The organism is Sphingomonas sp. ERG5 (assembly GCF_000803065.1).
In the GTDB taxonomy this organism is placed as follows: Bacteria; Pseudomonadota; Alphaproteobacteria; order Sphingomonadales; family Sphingomonadaceae; genus Sphingomonas.
This window is the reverse complement of record NZ_JSXI01000069.1, coordinates 85,164-100,838: the sequence shown is the minus strand read 5'-3', so window position 1 is coordinate 100,838 and position 15,675 is coordinate 85,164. Positions and strand designations below refer to the sequence as shown.

The window sequence follows — 15,675 nt, the reverse complement described above, 5'->3', positions numbered from 1 at the left end:
TAAGGCCCCCGGACGCATCGTTTTAGCGACGCCATCACGAGCGGCTCGCTCGGGAAAATACCTATTGGTGGCCGTGACGACGCCATGCTGGAATGGCACTCAAATGTTCTCGATGAAATTGTCCCGCATCCTGAACCGCTATGGGTATCCACTATATTGCACCAGGCGGCGTTCCACTGTAGATTTCGCCATCGTCTTCTTACCCAAGCGGCATAGGCGACTGAGAGCCGTGGCGCTCTCGCCCCGAGCTGGAAGACGTTATGCCCCACTATTTCTTCGATATCGTGGACGGTGAGGATTTGCCCGACTTGCAGGGATCTGAATGGCCCGATTTGGCCGCGGCGAGAATGGAGGCGGTGCGGTATTCGGCCGAGGTCCTCAAGGAGATGCCAGAACGCTTCTGGAACTGTGAAGCCTGGAAAATGACTGTCTCCGATGCTGACCGGGTCATGTTGTTCACCCTGAAGTTTCTGGCCGAGAGTGCGGAGCCTTTGACGGCCTAGTCGCCTGTGGGATGACCGGCATCGGCTGGTGTTTGAATTTGGCCGATGCGGTTACGTTGGTCAGCCGCGCCGTTTTTTTCAGCGTGCGCACGAACAACGGACAGGCGCTCAGCAATTTGCCTTTGTCGAAGCACGCTGCTGCACCGCTCGTCATCGCTTCCTCCACTTCGGGTGCGCCGTCTTTGGCCGATGAGGACAGGACGATGATCGGGGGATGCGGATGTCCCTTCAATTCCTCCAGGAAAGACAGGCCGCCCAGGCCGGGCATGGCCAGATCCAGCGTTATGACATGGGGTCGGCTGGTGCGCATCAAGGTGCGGGCGTCGTCGATATCTGCCGCAATGCCGACCACCTGGCACGCCGGATCGCGTGAGATGATATGTTCGAGCATGGCGCGAATCGTGACGGAATCGTCGACGATCAGGACCCGGATGGGGATCATGTTGTCTGTCGCGATATCTTTAGGGAAGTGGTGTGGATGAAGGACGGCGCCGGGTCGCGCACCGCGCTTGAGCGCCTTATGGCCGACTGGATCTCAATCCCGTCGCCGGCCCAGTTGCGGGTACCCGGGAGCCAGCGCGGCCCCACTTCCGTGGTTTCGGCGACGAGGGGGAACAGCTCACGTTCCTCGCGATCCAGCTTCATCCGCATGCCGATGATCAGCATCTTCACGGCCTTCTGAAAATCGGGCCAACGGGCGGCTATCTCTTTGACCGTCCACATTGCCACATGCGCCTTGTAGGCGACATGGAGCTGTTCGATGCCGGTCGCGCAATCGTCGACGGCTCTGCGCGACGCCGGGTCCGGATCATTTCGGAGGCGCCGGAACAACTGCCGCTCCTCATAGGCAAGATGCTGATGCACCATTCGTGTCATCTCGCAGCGTTTCTGTACCAGTTCATCAAGATCACATGGCTCGCTGGACGAAACCAGCACGGCCAAATCCGCGCCGATTGTGCGAAGCTTGTCGTGCTCTCGGAGTAATCTCGTGAGCATCATCATTCGTCCTCTCTCGTTCGGATGAGCGGCACCGAAAGATGATGCTGTCAAATCGCTTCGTTTCGAGGCAATCGTTCGACATGGCGGCCCGCAGGCGGAAAATGCGCCCAACGCCGCTTGTCGCAGTCGTCGATGACTCGGGGGTTACGACGCGGTGCTGTACTTATACGGAGGGGAGCGGGATCCTGGCGCGCCACCTCGGCGGATAATCGGCCGCATCGTAAAACATCGGATTGCGCATCCTAGCGGCAATGGCTGTTTCCCGCCATCCGACGCACCGCTTGGCGATGCGCACTTATGTGGGAGAATGTGCCGGCGTCGATTTTGTGATCAAGCGTCGATCGGCTGAGGCTGGTTCTTTCGAGAAGCGTTTTCAAACGAAGAATGCGGTCGGGTGGCGGGGCAATCCTGTTCACAATCGTTCATTGGCTGAGTGCCGCGCGATGAGGCGCGCCTGATGGTCGATTGCGGTCCCCGCCCGTCTGAAGGCCTGCCGGTCGCCGTGCGAAACCTCGCTCAGCGCCTCGGCGCGTGTCCGCAGGGCAGGGGGGTCAATCGTCACGCTGACCCAGGCGGGGCGCATGAAACGTGCGCTGGGTTCGGACTCCTGGATGCTGTTCAGCGCCCGTCAGACCATCGCATCTGGAACATGCGATTTTGCGTGGCGCGCGCGTTTCGGTCCGATCGGCTTGATCTTCGTGTGCGACGCGCTGGAAGACGGCGTGGCACGCCTCGATGTCATGGCGCTCCGCGTCATCCCGATCGCGCGTACACCGCCCACGCCCGCGCTCGCACATGGTGAGCTGAGGCGGTATCTCGCCGAACTGACATGGGCCCCGACGCCATTCTCTCCAATCCATCGCTTCGCTGGCGTGTCGATGGCCCGGACAAGCTGGTGGTCGGTGCTGGGATTGGCGAAAGCGCTGTCGAAGTCGTCCTCACCCTAAGCGGGGAGGGGCGCATTGCCGAGGCCTTCGCACCGATCGGCCGCGCTCCGCATCGAACCGATCGCGGGGGCATTTTTCGGACGATCGCTCTCATCTCGGCCGATGGCTGCCGTTCGCCGGCGAAGTCGGCTGGGAGATTGCCGGTCGCGAAGGCGTCTATTGGCAGGGACGGATTGACGATTGGCGTATCGATTAGCCTTGGGTGTTCCACCCGCTCCAGCTGCGATCGATCGATGCGGCGATCGCGGCGACTAACGGCCGGTCGCCAATCGTGCGCTCGAATACCCGGTCGCCGTGAAGCTTGGCCTCCTTGGCCACGTCACCCGCCGGATCCTCGCCGTCGAGCAGGATCGCCTTGCCGCGCCAGCCGCTCGCGCGCATCTGCCTCAGGACGTCAAGGCCATCGCTTTCGCGCATTTCGATATCGATGACGATACACGGATAGTCTCTCGATCGCGGATCGGCGAGGAGCGCGGTGGAGGTCGGATAGGACCGCACATCGTAGTTTTCCGACCTCAGCATCAACTGGCGCGCGTGGCGAATGGCGGCATCGCCATCGACCAGCGAGACGCCGATGCTTTCGGTGGAGGGGGAGTGGCTCTGCTGTGTCATCACTTGTCCTTGTGACGAGCAGATCTGGCATGCCAGCCGGCGGCTGTCTGTACGTAGAAGGCGAGGGGTGACGCGCCTTACGCGCGCTCGTCCAACCCCGCCGAGAAAGCGATCCTGAGGACGTCCGAAAGGCTGTTTGCATGAACCTTGGCCATCAGGTTGGCGCGGTGGACCTCGACTGTGCGGGTCGCGATCCCGAGATCATATGCGATCAGCTTGTTCGGCCGCCCCAGCACCATCCCGTCGAGGACTTCACGCTCGCGCGCCGTCAGTCCGGCCAGTCGCACGACCGCATCGGCGGACGAGAGCTGTTTCTGTTCGCCCCGATCAGCGAGACGAAAAGCTTCCTCGATCGCCGCCAGCAGCGCGGTCCGCTCGAAAGGCTTTTCCAGGAATTCGATCGCGCCGGCCTTGATCGCGCGCACCGCGAGCGAGACGTCGCCATGCCCTGTCAGCATGATGACCGGCAGCGCGATGCCGAGCTGCGCCAGACGCTGCTGCACCTCCAGCCCGTCGATACCGGGCATGCGGACGTCGAGCAGGACGCAGCCTTGCAGCTGTCGGTTCGCGACTTTCAGGAGGTCGGTGCCTGACGGATAGTTCTTCACCGTGAATCCGGCCTTGCGCAGCATGAAGCCGATCGATTGACGGATGGCTTCGTCATCGTCGACGACATGAACGATGCGTTCGGGTTCAGACATCTTCGTCTCCGGCGAGAGGAACGCAGAAATGGAATGCGGTGCCACCGCCCTCGGACGCTTCGGCCCAAATCCGGCCGCCATGGGCTTCGACGATCGTGCGGCAGATCGACAGGCCAAGCCCCATGCCATCCTCCTTCGTCGTGGCGAATGCTTCGAACAGCCGCTCGCGGACAGCGGGGTCGATCCCGGCACCGGTATCGGTGACCGTGACTTTTACCCAGCCAGCACGATCAGGGGCGGTGGCGATGGTCAATTCCTTGCGCGCCGACCCGCCCATCGATTGAATGGCATTGCGGATCAGATTCACCAGCACCTGCTGGATCTGCACGCGATCGACCAGCACCCGGTCGAGACCGGCCGCGATCGTCATCATGACCGTGATCCCGGCCTCATGTGCGCCGAGCAATCCAAGGCTTGTCGCCTCGTCCACCAATTCGTCGAGCCGCTCGATGCGGAAACCGGTTTCGCCGCCATCGACGAATGCACGCAGCCGGCGGACGATGGTGCCCGCCCTGAGGGACTGAGCCGCAGCCAGCGCAAGCGCCTCGGCGATATCCTTCATCAGCACGTCGTCAGTCTCGCCGATCATATCTCGCGCGGTTTCGAGATAGTTCGCAATGGCGGTCAGGGGTTGATTGATCTCATGGGCCAGCGTGGACGCCATCGTTCCCATGGCGCTGACTCGCGAGACGTGCAGCAGTTCCGACTGGAGATCGCGCATCTGGCGTTCGGTGTCGCGCCGCCGGGTCATGTCGCGAATGAAGCCGGTGAAAATGCGTTCGCCGCCGATCGACACCTCGCCGACCGCAAGTTCGATCGGAAAGCTGTCGCCATTGCGGCGGAGCGCCGTCGCGTTTCGCACGTTGCCGATGACATGGCGAACACCGGTCGCGAGATAGGTTTTGAGATGGTCGTCATGCGCGCCTCGATCTGCATCGGGCATCAGCATGCTCACATTGCGGCCCACGACATCCGCTTCGGCATAGCCGAACACGCGCTCGGCTGCCGCGCTGAACGAGGCGACGGTGCCACGCTCATCCATGATGATCATCGCATCGGGCACTGTCGCCAGGATCGAGCGCAGATGGTGTTCGCGTCGCGCGACCGCGGCTTCTGCCGCCTTATGGTCCGTGATGTCGCGGATCACCTTGCCAAAGCCACGCAGCGCGCCAGCCTCGTCGCGCAGCGCGGTGACGGTGACGCTGGCGAGAAATTCGGATCCGTCCTTGCGGATGCGCCAGCTATCCTCCTCAAAGCGGCCTTCTTGACTGGCGCGGGCAAGATCGATCGAGGGCTTGCCCGCGGCAATATCCTCAGGTGGGTAAAATAATTCGAAATTTCGCCCGATGATCTCCGCCTCGGTCCAACCCTTGATTCGTTCCGCGCCCCGATTCCAGATTGTCACGCGCCCTTGGGGGTCGAGCATGTAGATCGCGTAGTTGGTCGCACCATCGATCAGCAGGCCCAATTCCTCGGCCATTGCGGCCTGATGGCGTGCCGTATTGTCGATTGTCGAAGCGGTGTCGCTGTCGTCCGTGCCGGTCACAGCGGTAAAAGCGTCGTCAGCCGAAGCGGGTTGCGAGCTATCATTTGAAGCGTGCGCCTTCCACCCGACCGATGCTGCGGGGGCCAGTCGCTGATCCGGGGTGCACAAACTGACGACCGGCGAAGCATCATCCTATACCAGGTTGGCCCCAAACGCGAACGCCGCCTCGCTGATGAGGACCAACCCGAGAACGCCGCCGCCAATCAAAATTCGCGTGTTGATCGTGGCGAGTGGCCTGAAACATTTCCCGAGCATCTGCGTCATCATCATCACCTGCTTTGCGATGATCGGGGAATGCACCGGTGAAGCGGCATCACCTATTGTGGTTTTCCACATTGAAGTGGGGAGCGCCGTTTAATGGCAGCATTGCCAGGTTTTACGGGTCAATTAGGCGCATCTCGTCTGGGTTGTTCACAGTTTCAAGGAATTTTACTGCGTCTCGCCGTTCAATTCCTCGATGAACTTTCCGCCACCCAAGGTCGCCATGGTGCGCCAAAAGTCGCTATTTGATTATGGCTGTTATTATAGCCAGAACCATTTTGTGCGATTTTTTCGTTATACTTCAATTCTAATTGGCGCCTTCCGTCTCTGTCTCCTGTGCGGAGGATGCGGCGCTCATGACAAATACGCTCCACGCGTCGAGCAGCAATCGGCGCAATGCCTGCGCCTTCGAGGAACAGGGCGTCTGCCTTCTGGAGCCGGGACGCATCACGGGAAAAGTCCGGCCATTCCGGCTGCTGCCAGTTTCACATCATGATCGATATATCGGCGATTTATCGATCATGGATAAACCAAATTTTGATCGATAAATGGAAAACGTTATCGATCACGGCGCGAATTTCCGCGTGCTCGATCGAGCCCATAAGCAAGCTTGATCGATCGAAATACGGTCCTCGCGAGAGTATCCGAAGTTTTTTCGCTGTTTCGCTTGGAAGCCTAAGGGTTGCGCCGCGACGTGTGCGTGATAATGTGTCTCTTGGCGAGAAGGCGATGGAAATCGCGCTTTGAAGTCAGTTGCTTGGGCGTCCATCAGGTTTCCTCTTCTGGGCACCATTGTTCTTTCGGGAACATTCGAGGACGTCAAAAAAACGGCAGATTTCTGCCGTTTTTTCAACTTCCTAAGCTGCGGACCGCCATGATTCTATCGGCGATAGCTTGAGTGCGACCACACACTCACCGCGATCTCTTCCATGAAGCCGCCAAGAGTGCCATCGTTGTCGAATATGTCCGACGCGACCAAAGTCGGATCGCCTTGGAAGCCGTCGGGCACCTCGCGAAATTGCCCGGCCGCATTACGCTTCCCGAGAAGTTCGGGAGGCATCGCTGCTTTGTCGAAGACCTCTTGCCCTGGCACCCCCTCTGCCCCGCCGGTGTCGTGGAGCCAGGTATAGGTGGCGTTTGATATGGTGCGGGCGCATGGTGCTACGTCGGCGGAACTCATCACCCACATTTGGCTTTGGCTTTATTGAACGCCTCCAGTGCCGTCTGCGCCATCACCTTCTGGCCCAGGCGATTGGGATGAAGGCCGTCGCGCGACTTGAACGCCTCTCTGAGGCGAGTCGGAGAGGTTGGATCCCGAAGAGACTCATCGATATCCATGACCGCATCCGCTGGAGCTGCATGCCGAATCCAGGCGTTTAGCTGCTGGCGCGCGCTTTCCTTGCCTTCCGAGAAATAGCCCGGAAAATCGGCGTCATGAAAAGGTGGAAGAGTGGCGATGACGACGCAGATCGCGCGTTGATGCGTCATCGCGATTGCCTTTGTAAATGCACGCTCAAGCTCTTGTCCGCTCGGCGCACGCGCTGGAGTCTCCAGCAGTTTTGATCCCAAAGTCACACCCGGGAATCCGAGATCATTGAGGCCAAATTCGAGAAACACATATTTGAGATGCTGAATCGTCAGCCCATCGGATCGCAAGCGCTTGAGGCCGCTTATGCCAAGCCCGTCACGCTCAAGTCTCGAACCGGCGCGACCCAGGTTAAGAACAATCAGGCGCTCCGACAGCGTTTTGGAAACGATCCACGGCCATGTCTCGCGCTTGGTGCTGATATCCCCATCGCCGTCGGTAAGGGAGTCGCCAATAGCGATCGCCACGTTTGCTGCTTGCCTTGGGTTCACCAGCACGCGGTCGACAAGTCTCCAGGGTTGGGCTCGGTCGGATGGTCTCGTCCCGCTGCCCGATGCACTCTCGCCGCTATCGGAAGTTGCCGGCGGGTCGAGCGTGATATCATGAAGCGGGGCCTCTTCGAGAGATTGCCTCAATGTAAAACTGATCGAGAGTCTGTCTCCTGCGCGCACGAGCAATTTCATGGGGTCGCTGAAAGTCGCTTCCCCGGGGGAGATCATCGTTCCCCTTCTTCTCCCAAAACTGAGGGCCAGCCTTTTCCCGACAGCCTTTCCATTCGACACGGAGGCGATGGACGCTTCCACAATGTCCAAACGCTTCACATTCAAGATGTTGGAGAATCTCAACCTGACTTGGGTGCCTGAAAGAGCCAGGTCGACTGTTTCATACTGAGTCCGCGGCTTCTTTCCGGTCGCCAGGTTCTCCGGTTCAGCCGCATCCAAGGTCGTCGCCCAGGCAGTGACAAAGCCGGTCGGTTCCTGAGCGGCGTGCGGGCCGATCGTCACACGAGCTTCCGATTTCGCAGGCCATAATATCTGAGCAGCGAGGAGAAGCCCGAGCAGAACGCGTTTCATGTTCGCCACTCCAATTGGCTCAGATGCCAACTCCCGATAGATCGCGGTGAAATCCAGCTACAGGCTGGGCTCACTGACAAACGTCCTTTGGAAAAGCTCGAGGTCAGCCAGGTCGATATCTGAGATCGCCCAGAATGCGAGGCCATTCTTCGTCCAGCGGACAACACTATAGCCCTCATGCTTACTGCTCATGCTAACCGGTAAGGAGAGCTTTCCCGCCGGTAGAACGAAGACGTTGATCGTATGCAGCCGCCGCCGGTAGACGATCGCCGCAGCCTCATGGCCGTCGACATAGTCGAGCCGCCCGCCAACCAGCGGGAAGCCTTTCGCCGCCAGTTCGGGAACTGGCGGCGCGAAATCGATCTTGCCATTGAACCAGGGCTTCACGACGTGACGATTGGACGTCGCGATATCGGTCAAATGACTACTGAGCGACAACGATCGGATATGGCTGTCGATCAACTGGTCCTCGGTATTCGAGCGGATGAGCTGCGGCAGCGCAAAGAGTAGCGCCGCGCTGAGCGCGAGACCTGTCGCCAGTCCGCCCCCCCAGTTTCTGTTGATCGCCATCACGCCGGCGCTGGGGTGGAATTCGGGCGTTCGCTCGACCGGACGTCGCGCAGAAGGACCGGGCGCGGCCTGAGCTTCAGCGTCGATCAGTGCGTCAATGCGCGACCGCAAACCTTCGGGGGCGCGGTAGCCGGGCTCGGCACTTGCCAGAATTCCTCGTACCGCCTCGATCCGCGCCAATTCATCGGCACAAGCGGTGCAGCTCCGTAAATGCGCTTCGAGCGCGACAGCGTTGGCGGCGTCGAGCTCTCCATCGACATGTGCTTGCAGCAACAATAGTTTGTCGTCGCACGCCGTCATGTTCGCGCCTCCCACGTTTCGCCACTTTGCGGCAGGAGAAGTGCGCCGAGCATGGCCCTTGCGCGGGCGAGGCGCGACATGACGGTGCCAATTGGAACTCCGGTGATCGTGGCGATTTCCTTGTAGCTCAGTTCGTCCAGCTCGCGCAGAACCAATGTCTCACGGAATGGTTCGGGCAAATCCTCAATCGTCCGGCGCAGCATGGCGGCATCGCTGCGCCGTGCCGCCCGATCCTCCAGCTGTTCGACCTGGCCCATTACGGTCGCGCACTCGTCGATCGCTTCGACCGGTTCGGCGCCGCGTAACGGATCCCGCCGCGCCGCGACGGTATCGAGATAGCAATTGCGCACGATCGCCAGCAGCCATGCCTTGGGATTGTCGCCGCGCCATCTGTCGAACCCGCGAAAGGCGCGAAGGAAAGCATCCTGCACGACATCCTCAGCGATCGCGCTGTTGCGGCTGAGGTACCGCGCATAGCTGTAGGCGGCGTCCATATGGGGCAGCATCACAAGCCGGAAGTGCTCGGTCCGCAACGCCTGATCGCGTTCCTGGGCTCGTTGCCGACCGCGCAGGGCAGACACCAGGCGGGGACGGAAGAATCCGCGGCCGTTCATGGTCGTCCTGCCTTGCATGCCAGCATCATCGTCAGCCCGCCTTTACGACGATCTTGCCGGTCATATGCGGATGAAGCGAACAGAAATAGGCATAGTCACCAAGCTTGGTGAAGGTGAAGCTGTATTTGTCGTCCGTATCGAGCGCAGCCGAGTGAAAGCTCCGGTCGTTGGCAGTGACGGTGTGCGGATCCTCATCGACATTGGTCCAGGTGACGGTCGTGCCGGGCGCGACCGTCAGGACCTGCGGGCTGAACGCAAACCCCTTGATGGATACCGCCTGCGTTTTGGCGGGGGCCGCGATCGCGGTGCGCGTCGTGACCAGTCCGATCACCGGCGTTGAAAGGGCAAGCAGCAGCGCAACATGGCGCAAGGATTTGGACAAACTTGTCATTATTGACTCCACGGAAATGATCAGGGGGATCGTTCAGGCGAATGACTGGTCGATCAGTGCGATCGGTTCGTTGCCGCGCACGAAGCGTGCGGTACGGATGCCGAGCATTGAGGGAAGCTGCTCCGTCGGGACTTTCAGGGGGCCGGGCGACGGAGCAGCTCCCGGCGCGGGCTGCGGATAGGCGGTCGAGCGCGCCGAGTGGAAAGAGACATTGCCTTCCACCTTCTGGATAATCTGGTGGATATGGCCATTGAGGACAGTGACCGAGCCGAAGCGCTTGAGGAAGCCAAGCGCCTGCGCGCTGTCGTCGGTGCCCCAACCCCATTGTTCGTAGACGGTCCACAAGGGGATATGGCCGAACACGACGATCGGCGTGCTCGCCGACTGGCCGGCAAGGTCCTTCTTCAGCCAGGCGAGTTGGTCGTCACCGATATGCGCCATGCCGCCGGGCTTGAGATTGGCGACATTGTTGAGCGCGACGAAATGCACACCATTATGGTCGAAACTGTACCAGCCGGTGCCGAGCGTGCCCTTGCCGTAATGCGCGAGATAGGTCTTGCCCTGGCCCTCGTCGAGAAAGTCGTGCTCGCCCGGGACATGGAAGATCGGCGCCCCGAGATCGCTCAGAATCTGCTTGGCGTCGTCGAACTGCTCGTCCTTGGAAAGGTGAGTGATGTCGCCGGTGTGAATGATGAGATCGGGCTTCTGCGTGAGCGCCTTGATCTTGGCGACCGCCTCGAGTGCGGTGCCGCGCACATTGGGATTGGCGGGCTTGTCGAAACCGAGATGCGTGTCGCTGATCTGCAGGAAGGTGAAGGGCTTGGTTTTGCCCCTGGCCAGCGGCGCGGCCAGCGCTGCATCGAGGCTGATCGACGAGGCGATCCCGCCGGTGAGTGTATAGAGCGCGCCCGTACCGGCCCAACCGGCGCAGTGGCTGAGCAGGCTGCGCCGGTTCATGCCTTCTTCGATGTCGTCGGTCATCATCGTCACCCCAATGATAGATGTTCAACGAGGAAGACCGGCCGTCGCGGCGCGATATTCCCCAGCGGCGAATTTATTCTTCGGTGGATCGCTTGCGCGCCGGCAGCATCGAGCTGAACACGCCGTCGCGAAGCACGATACCGTGCAGCAACGCAGCGCAGGCATGCAGGCCGACAAGCACGAGCAGCACCGTCGCGGTTGTCTCATGGATGTCATGGAAAAGGTGCGTCAGCGCCTCGTCGCGTGCCATCACGGCCGGGACCGACAGTCCGAGCAGGGGCAGGGGCTTGCCGCGCGCAATGCTCTGGACAAAACCGGTTATCGGCTGGGCGACCAGGATCAGATAAAGGGCAACTTCGCTGGCGCGCGCTGCCCATCGCTGGGCTCTTGGCATCCCCGATGGCAGGGCCGGCGTCCGGGCCGCCGTCGTTTTCCAGGCAAGCCGGAACAGCGTGACGGCCCAGATCAAAACGCCTGTCGAACGGTGAACGGTCAGGAGCAACGCCGCAGTATCGCCGTCGCTCACCTCCTCCCGTGCCCAGGCCGTCCAGAACAGGACGATCAAGAGCAACAGGGTGAGCCAGTGAAGCGTCATCGATACGGCGTCATGTCGTTGCACCTCCTCCGCAACGGCTGGGGAATCGATTGCGGTGGTTGGGTCCATCTTGCGCTCCGGCTCGCTCGGATGGCTGCTCCTGTGTGGGGCAGCCATATCATTCCCCTTCAGGACTGGACGCGTTCGGATTTTATTCCCGGTGCGTGTCGTTCGCAGCGGGGCAGCACGGTCACGCTATTCCGAGAAGCGTTGCGCCTGGACCCGACGCTGCCGTCCGGGGAGGTTCGGCGATCGGCTGGTTTCACAACGATTTTTCAGAAGCGTGCGTGAAGCCCCAGCCGGATGGTGCGCGGCCGCAGCGGCGTCATCTGATCGCGCCGTGCCAGACCAAAGGGATTTCCGAACGCGAAGCTGTTTCCGCGAACGTCGCCCAGGTTGGTAACGTCCAGCGAAACTCCGAATTTTCCGAACTCGACCCGGCCGCCGACATCCCCGACGGTGTAATGTCCTTGCGGAATATCGAGCAGGGGTCCGATCCCGAGCCAGGATTCGCCGACGTAACGCAACGACGCCTCGCCGCTCAGGGAGATGCCGGGCGCGATATTCCCGCGCCAGCCGGTCACCAGGCGGATGCCATTGCGCGGGACGTTCGGCAAGGCTCGCATGCCGGAACCGGTGAATTCCGGCTCCGGGGCATAGAGGTTACTATCGTTGATGAACGCCGCGGCGGTGACAGTCAGAGCCGGCGACAGGCGCCATGTGACGTCCGCATCCAGCCCGAAAATTCGGCCGCTGCCGATATTGGAGGTGTAGGGCAGTCCGGAGCTGTCGATGAGATCGGCCTGGATATGATTCCAGTCGGCGAAGAAGAAGGCCGCCCGAAGCGACAAACGGTTATGGTCCTTGTTGCCAAGTCGAATACCGATCTCGCTCATCTTCAGGTCATCCGTATCGAACTTCCGGCTTTCCAGCGCCGATCCCGATGGCGCCACGGCCAGTCCGCCGGCACGATATCCCTGCTGATAATGCAGAAAGGCCGAAAACCTTCCGCGCGGATGCCAGTCGACCGCAAAAGTTGGAGAGAAGCGCAGTTCGTTGCGGAAGGGCTCTTTTGATTTGTCGGTTGGATTGTCGAGCAGATTGCCGACGCTGCGCGCAAAGGTGAGGCGTCCGCCGAGCGTACCCGTCACGTTCGACAGGAGCGGCCTGGAGAACTGGCCGAACACGGCCGCTTCGGCTTGGTGGTTAACGACACCAGCGATCCGTGCCGGAGCATCGGGCGGGCCAAGCGAGCGCGAAAGCGCGCTGGCATTATAGATGCTGGTGATGCCCGCCACCCAAGGCGAATTCTTCCCGCCGCCCGAAACCCTGGTTTCGTGACTGACAAGGATGATGTTGTTGTCTTCCTCGAAGCGGGCAGGCGACGTCGATCCGTCATGACCCGTCGCGTCGAAGACCGTCTTGATGTCATGCTGGACGACCGACGTCGTCGACACCAGTTCCGCTTGCCCCAGCATTCGGCGCAGTGTGAGATAGGACATGTAATATGTGTTCTTGAAGGGCTGCGGGATCGCATTGTTGCGGATGAGCGGCGGATCGCCGCGAAGGACATATTGCCCATCCCGGGTCGAGGTGTTGTGCGTGGCGGCCCCGATATCGATGTCCAGGCCCCACAGGTCCTCAACATGCCAGGTCATGCGCTGGCCATAGCTTGTGGTGCTGTTGATATCCCGCAGGCCGCGCGACGGGTCGTCGATATACCCGGCTTCACGGGTCCCGAAGATCACGAACCGAACGCCGATCCGGCCTTTGATCACCGGCAGATTGACCATGGCGGCGCCGTCGCCGCCCAACCCGCCGAACCGCGTGGAGCTGATGCCGACGGACGCTGTCGCCGATGCGTCTTGCACATCAGGCGCATTGGGAACGAGGCGAATGATGCCGCCGAGCGAGCTCGCGCCATAAAGGGTGCCCTGTGGCCCGACCAGCACCTCGATGCGCTTCATGTCGTAGAGATTGAGGTTCGGGTCGGGCGCGCTGTAATTGAGCCGGACATCGCCGAGATACTGGCCCACCGTGGCCTGGGTCGGGCCGTTGAAGCTGCTGTCGGCGATGCCGCGAATGAACAATTTGTTGCGCGCGGGGCCGAGATTGGTGGAACCGAGTGCCGGGAGTAGTTTCGTGATCGACGCCGTTCCGCCGGCCGCATTGCGGGCATCCCAACCCGAATCGAGTTCGAGGAGTTTGATTGAGCCGGGATAGGCGCCGATCGGAATATTCTGCTTGCTGGCCGTGACGACGATCTCGGAATCCCAGTCGGCATCGACAGCTTTGGGTGGTGCCGGCGCCGGCCCTTTGGGCTGCGTCGCCACGCGTCGCCTCACGATGCGAACGGTGGCCCTGTCATAGAAGACCGCTTCCGTACCTGTCCCGCGCAAGGCGCGCGCCAGTGCGGCACGGAGCGAGAAATCGCCTTTGACGCCGGGGGAGGGGCGGACGGCAAGATCCGGGTCCGCCACGGCAATCGTGATTCCGCCCTGCTCGCCCAGTGCGGCCGCAACCTCACCGAGACGGCCGGCCGGAATGTTGAATCGCTTGGCATGCGCGACATCGGCCATGCCGAGGCCAAGAACGGAACTTGCGGCAAGTGCCGCCCATCTAGCGCGCCGCACCGGCAGACTTCATCGCCCAGCCATTGGTCCCGGACTCGAAGGTCACGTTCAGGGCCGGCATCAAACGCCTGAGCTGGTCCGGCCCGGTCCCGTCGATAGCGATAGCGCCGGAGAAGGGCCGACCGGCGATGTCGGGCGCGACGGTGATCCGGACGCCAAGCGCACGACCGAGATCGGCCGCCACTTGCGACAGCGGTTCGCCGGTATAGACGAGCCGCCCCTTTTGCCAGGCACCGACCGACGCGATCGGCGCACGGGTCACGCGAACGGCTCCCGCCGAGGGCAGGTCGACCAGCGTTTGCCCGGCCTGGAGCGGGATTGCTTCTTTTTCGGATTTGTAGAGGACTTTGCCTTCGGCCACGGCGACGCGCACCTCGCCCGCATCGCGCACGACGTTGAAGACCGTCCCAAGATCCTCAACGCGGCTTTCGCCGACCTCAAGCGCGAAAGGCCGGGCGTTGTCATGCTGCACCTGGAACAATGCCTCCCCTGCAGCGAGCGATGCGAAGCGCGGATCCTTGCGATCGAAGGTCATGCGCGTCGAGCCGTTGAGCGTCACCTGAGTCCCCGCCTCCAGAGTAACGATCTCGCGTTGCCCCGGTCCCGTCACCACCTCGTACCGGCTGGTCGACCCTTGTGGGATCAGGACGATGGCCGCCGCGATTGACGCGGCGAGTGCGCCGCCGCCAAGCCCCCACCACGTCCAGCGGGATGCTGGCGGATCGGAAGGCGCATCGGTATCATTGGCGGCTTCGAGAAAAACGACGTCGGACAACAGCGGTTCGATCGCGAGATCGGCTTGCTCGATCTCGTCGTAACTCTCGGCGTGACGCGGATCCATGGCCAGCCATTCGGCGAATGCGTCCCAGCTCGCGTCATCGCCGTGGCGAAGCCGGATGTGCCATTCGATGGCCTGTGCGCGAACGCTGTGCCTTGCGTCAGATGCCATGACGACCTCTCTCACCCCTGAGATGCCGCGGGTCGCTGCGATCCCCATCAAGACGAAGCTTTGCCGCTGAAATCGCTTCATAGGCCCGGGCGAGATGCTTCTCGACCGCGCTCACGCTGATGCCAATGTCGTCGGCGATCTGGCGCTGGGGCTCGCCATCGACGCGGAAGCGGCGAAAAATGACGCGGGTCCGGTCGGGAAGCCCGTCGAGTACGCGCTGCAGGATCGCGAGTTGCTCGCGCGCGATGAGATGCGTTTCGGCCGATGGCTGCTCATCAACCTCCCGTTCCTCACCGCTATGGGCCTCCACCCAATCCTCCTCGCGCCGCGTTCGCCGGCCCGCCGTGCGGCGAAGCCCGAGAAAATAATTGGTCGCCATCCGGTACAGATAGGCGCGCGGTTCGGCGACAGGACCGATCCCGTCGATCGAAAGCTTGAGATAGACCTCCTGGAGAATATCGTCGGCTTCATCTGCGCTCGCACCGCGCAGGATGAGATAGCGCAGCAACGACGGTCGCGATTCCATGAAGGTCCCGACAAGACCGCCACTTGCCAGCCTCTGCTCATCGACCCCGTCTTCGCGCATCGCGCGGTCCTAACCTCAGCGCTGGAGTCTCGCAATCCGGTTGTGGCC

The 15,675-nt window shown here is 61.5% G+C and carries 20 protein-coding genes and 1 pseudogene; 5 read left to right on the top strand and 16 right to left on the bottom strand.

The window, feature by feature from the left end; genetic code table 11:
* Positions 1-260: 260 nt before the first annotated feature.
* The gene (locus OO12_RS28290; protein ID WP_152616612.1) at positions 261-503 is read left to right on the top strand and encodes a DUF6894 family protein; all 243 of its coding nucleotides are present in this window, start codon (positions 261-263) and stop codon (positions 501-503) included.
* On the opposite strand, the gene OO12_RS22950 is transcribed toward OO12_RS28290, so the two are convergent.
* Positions 457-945 carry a response regulator gene (locus OO12_RS22950; protein ID WP_052216199.1) on the bottom strand — a complete coding sequence of 163 codons (489 nt, stop codon included), beginning with the start codon at positions 943-945 and terminating at the stop codon, positions 457-459. The two genes, OO12_RS28290 and OO12_RS22950, sit on opposite strands and share 47 nt — an antisense overlap.
* A complete protein-coding gene (locus OO12_RS22945) occupies positions 942-1,505 on the bottom strand; it encodes a hemerythrin domain-containing protein (RefSeq protein ID WP_034161074.1) in 564 nt (187 codons plus the stop codon). The genes OO12_RS22950 and OO12_RS22945 overlap by 4 nt, the downstream gene beginning before the upstream one ends.
* 461 nt (positions 1,506-1,966) lie before the next feature.
* Between OO12_RS22945 and OO12_RS22940 the strand changes: the two genes are divergently transcribed.
* Positions 1,967-2,449, top strand: a complete 483-nt coding sequence (locus OO12_RS22940; protein ID WP_327196047.1) for a DUF6544 family protein — start codon at positions 1,967-1,969, stop codon at positions 2,447-2,449.
* 192 nt (positions 2,450-2,641) lie between these two features.
* Here the strand turns inward: OO12_RS22940 and OO12_RS27190 are convergent, their stop codons facing one another.
* From OO12_RS27190 to OO12_RS22925, 3 genes are all read right to left on the bottom strand, one after another.
* A complete protein-coding gene (locus tag OO12_RS27190) occupies positions 2,642-3,061 on the bottom strand; it encodes a response regulator (RefSeq protein WP_052216198.1) in 420 nt (139 codons plus the stop codon).
* 77 nt (positions 3,062-3,138) lie between these two features.
* Complete coding sequence (locus OO12_RS22930; protein WP_034161072.1) at positions 3,139-3,762, bottom strand: response regulator transcription factor; 624 nt, start codon at positions 3,760-3,762, stop codon at positions 3,139-3,141.
* Positions 3,755-5,308, bottom strand: coding sequence for a PAS domain-containing sensor histidine kinase (locus OO12_RS22925; RefSeq protein WP_235364975.1), 1,554 nt, complete (start codon positions 5,306-5,308; stop codon positions 3,755-3,757). Before OO12_RS22925 ends, OO12_RS22930 begins: the two co-directional genes overlap by 8 nt.
* A gap of 172 nt (positions 5,309-5,480) precedes the next feature.
* Between OO12_RS22925 and OO12_RS28760 the strand changes: the two genes are divergently transcribed.
* The 3 genes from OO12_RS28760 (at position 5,481) to OO12_RS28285 (ending at position 6,117) form a co-directional block, all read left to right on the top strand.
* Entirely contained in the window at positions 5,481-5,666 is a 186-nt protein-coding gene (locus OO12_RS28760; protein WP_160296888.1) for a hypothetical protein, read from the top strand.
* Positions 5,666-5,818 (top strand): hypothetical protein, encoded by a 153-nt coding sequence (locus OO12_RS28755; RefSeq protein WP_160296887.1) that lies wholly within the window; start codon positions 5,666-5,668, stop codon positions 5,816-5,818. Before OO12_RS28760 ends, OO12_RS28755 begins: the two co-directional genes overlap by 1 nt.
* Before the next feature lie 107 nt (positions 5,819-5,925).
* Positions 5,926-6,117 (top strand): hypothetical protein, encoded by a 192-nt coding sequence (locus OO12_RS28285; protein ID WP_152616611.1) that lies wholly within the window; start codon positions 5,926-5,928, stop codon positions 6,115-6,117.
* A 332-nt stretch (positions 6,118-6,449) separates the two neighbouring features.
* Here the strand turns inward: OO12_RS28285 and OO12_RS28280 are convergent, their stop codons facing one another.
* The 11 genes and pseudogenes from OO12_RS28280 to OO12_RS22870 form a co-directional block, all read right to left on the bottom strand.
* The gene (locus OO12_RS28280; RefSeq protein WP_152616610.1) at positions 6,450-6,749 is read right to left on the bottom strand and encodes a hypothetical protein; all 300 of its coding nucleotides are present in this window, start codon (positions 6,747-6,749) and stop codon (positions 6,450-6,452) included.
* Positions 6,749-8,008: a GDSL-type esterase/lipase family protein gene (locus tag OO12_RS22910; protein WP_034161069.1), complete on the bottom strand. Its 1,260-nt coding sequence runs from the start codon at positions 8,006-8,008 to the stop codon at positions 6,749-6,751. Before OO12_RS22910 ends, OO12_RS28280 begins: the two co-directional genes overlap by 1 nt.
* Positions 8,009-8,065: 57 nt before the next feature.
* Positions 8,066-8,758 carry an anti-sigma factor family protein gene (locus OO12_RS22905; RefSeq protein ID WP_235364974.1) on the bottom strand — a complete coding sequence of 231 codons (693 nt, stop codon included), beginning with the start codon at positions 8,756-8,758 and terminating at the stop codon, positions 8,066-8,068.
* An 18-nt stretch (positions 8,759-8,776) separates the two neighbouring features.
* Positions 8,777-8,878 (bottom strand): annotated as a pseudogene (locus tag OO12_RS29450) (zf-HC2 domain-containing protein); the annotation flags it as partial.
* Positions 8,875-9,492, bottom strand: coding sequence for a sigma-70 family RNA polymerase sigma factor (locus OO12_RS22900; protein ID WP_082006751.1), 618 nt, complete (start codon positions 9,490-9,492; stop codon positions 8,875-8,877). The pseudogene OO12_RS29450 and the gene OO12_RS22900, both read right to left, overlap by 4 nt.
* A gap of 31 nt (positions 9,493-9,523) precedes the next feature.
* Positions 9,524-9,883 carry a cupredoxin domain-containing protein gene (locus OO12_RS22895; RefSeq protein WP_034161068.1) on the bottom strand — a complete coding sequence of 120 codons (360 nt, stop codon included), beginning with the start codon at positions 9,881-9,883 and terminating at the stop codon, positions 9,524-9,526.
* A gap of 33 nt (positions 9,884-9,916) precedes the next feature.
* A complete protein-coding gene (locus OO12_RS22890) occupies positions 9,917-10,864 on the bottom strand; it encodes a metallophosphoesterase family protein (protein WP_235364973.1) in 948 nt (315 codons plus the stop codon).
* A 73-nt stretch (positions 10,865-10,937) separates the two neighbouring features.
* Entirely contained in the window at positions 10,938-11,528 is a 591-nt protein-coding gene (locus OO12_RS22885) for a cytochrome b (RefSeq protein WP_034161067.1), read from the bottom strand.
* A gap of 206 nt (positions 11,529-11,734) precedes the next feature.
* The gene (locus OO12_RS22880; protein ID WP_034161066.1) at positions 11,735-14,038 is read right to left on the bottom strand and encodes a TonB-dependent receptor; all 2,304 of its coding nucleotides are present in this window, start codon (positions 14,036-14,038) and stop codon (positions 11,735-11,737) included.
* A 40-nt stretch (positions 14,039-14,078) separates the two neighbouring features.
* Entirely contained in the window at positions 14,079-15,041 is a 963-nt protein-coding gene (locus tag OO12_RS22875) for a FecR family protein (protein WP_034161065.1), read from the bottom strand.
* A complete protein-coding gene (locus OO12_RS22870) occupies positions 15,031-15,627 on the bottom strand; it encodes an RNA polymerase sigma factor (RefSeq protein WP_052216196.1) in 597 nt (198 codons plus the stop codon). Before OO12_RS22870 ends, OO12_RS22875 begins: the two co-directional genes overlap by 11 nt.
* Positions 15,628-15,675: the final 48 nt, after the last annotated feature.

Bases quoted from the DNA above. Each gene is read 5' to 3' on its own strand.
- OO12_RS22930 (WP_034161072.1), bottom strand. From the start codon at position 3,762: ATGTCTGAACCCGAACGCATCGTTCATGTCGTCGACGATGACGAAGCC.
- OO12_RS22890 (WP_235364973.1), bottom strand. From the start codon at position 10,864: ATGACCGACGACATCGAAGAAGGCATGAACCGGCGCAGCCTGCTCAGC.
- OO12_RS22880 (WP_034161066.1), bottom strand. From the start codon at position 14,038: ATGGCCGATGTCGCGCATGCCAAGCGATTCAACATTCCGGCCGGCCGT.
- OO12_RS22870 (WP_052216196.1), bottom strand. From the start codon at position 15,627: ATGCGCGAAGACGGGGTCGATGAGCAGAGGCTGGCAAGTGGCGGTCTT.
- OO12_RS28760 (WP_160296888.1), top strand. From the start codon at position 5,481: ATGAGGACCAACCCGAGAACGCCGCCGCCAATCAAAATTCGCGTGTTG.
- OO12_RS28280 (WP_152616610.1), bottom strand. From the start codon at position 6,749: ATGAGTTCCGCCGACGTAGCACCATGCGCCCGCACCATATCAAACGCC.
- OO12_RS22875 (WP_034161065.1), bottom strand. From the start codon at position 15,041: ATGGCATCTGACGCAAGGCACAGCGTTCGCGCACAGGCCATCGAATGG.
- OO12_RS22895 (WP_034161068.1), bottom strand. From the start codon at position 9,883: ATGACAAGTTTGTCCAAATCCTTGCGCCATGTTGCGCTGCTGCTTGCC.
- OO12_RS28290 (WP_152616612.1), top strand. From the start codon at position 261: ATGCCCCACTATTTCTTCGATATCGTGGACGGTGAGGATTTGCCCGAC.
- OO12_RS27190 (WP_052216198.1), bottom strand. From the start codon at position 3,061: ATGACACAGCAGAGCCACTCCCCCTCCACCGAAAGCATCGGCGTCTCG.
- OO12_RS28285 (WP_152616611.1), top strand. From the start codon at position 5,926: ATGACAAATACGCTCCACGCGTCGAGCAGCAATCGGCGCAATGCCTGC.
- OO12_RS22950 (WP_052216199.1), bottom strand. From the start codon at position 945: ATGATCCCCATCCGGGTCCTGATCGTCGACGATTCCGTCACGATTCGC.
- OO12_RS28755 (WP_160296887.1), top strand. From the start codon at position 5,666: ATGGCAGCATTGCCAGGTTTTACGGGTCAATTAGGCGCATCTCGTCTG.
- OO12_RS22945 (WP_034161074.1), bottom strand. From the start codon at position 1,505: ATGATGATGCTCACGAGATTACTCCGAGAGCACGACAAGCTTCGCACA.
- OO12_RS22900 (WP_082006751.1), bottom strand. From the start codon at position 9,492: ATGAACGGCCGCGGATTCTTCCGTCCCCGCCTGGTGTCTGCCCTGCGC.
- OO12_RS22885 (WP_034161067.1), bottom strand. From the start codon at position 11,528: ATGGACCCAACCACCGCAATCGATTCCCCAGCCGTTGCGGAGGAGGTG.
- OO12_RS22910 (WP_034161069.1), bottom strand. From the start codon at position 8,008: ATGAAACGCGTTCTGCTCGGGCTTCTCCTCGCTGCTCAGATATTATGG.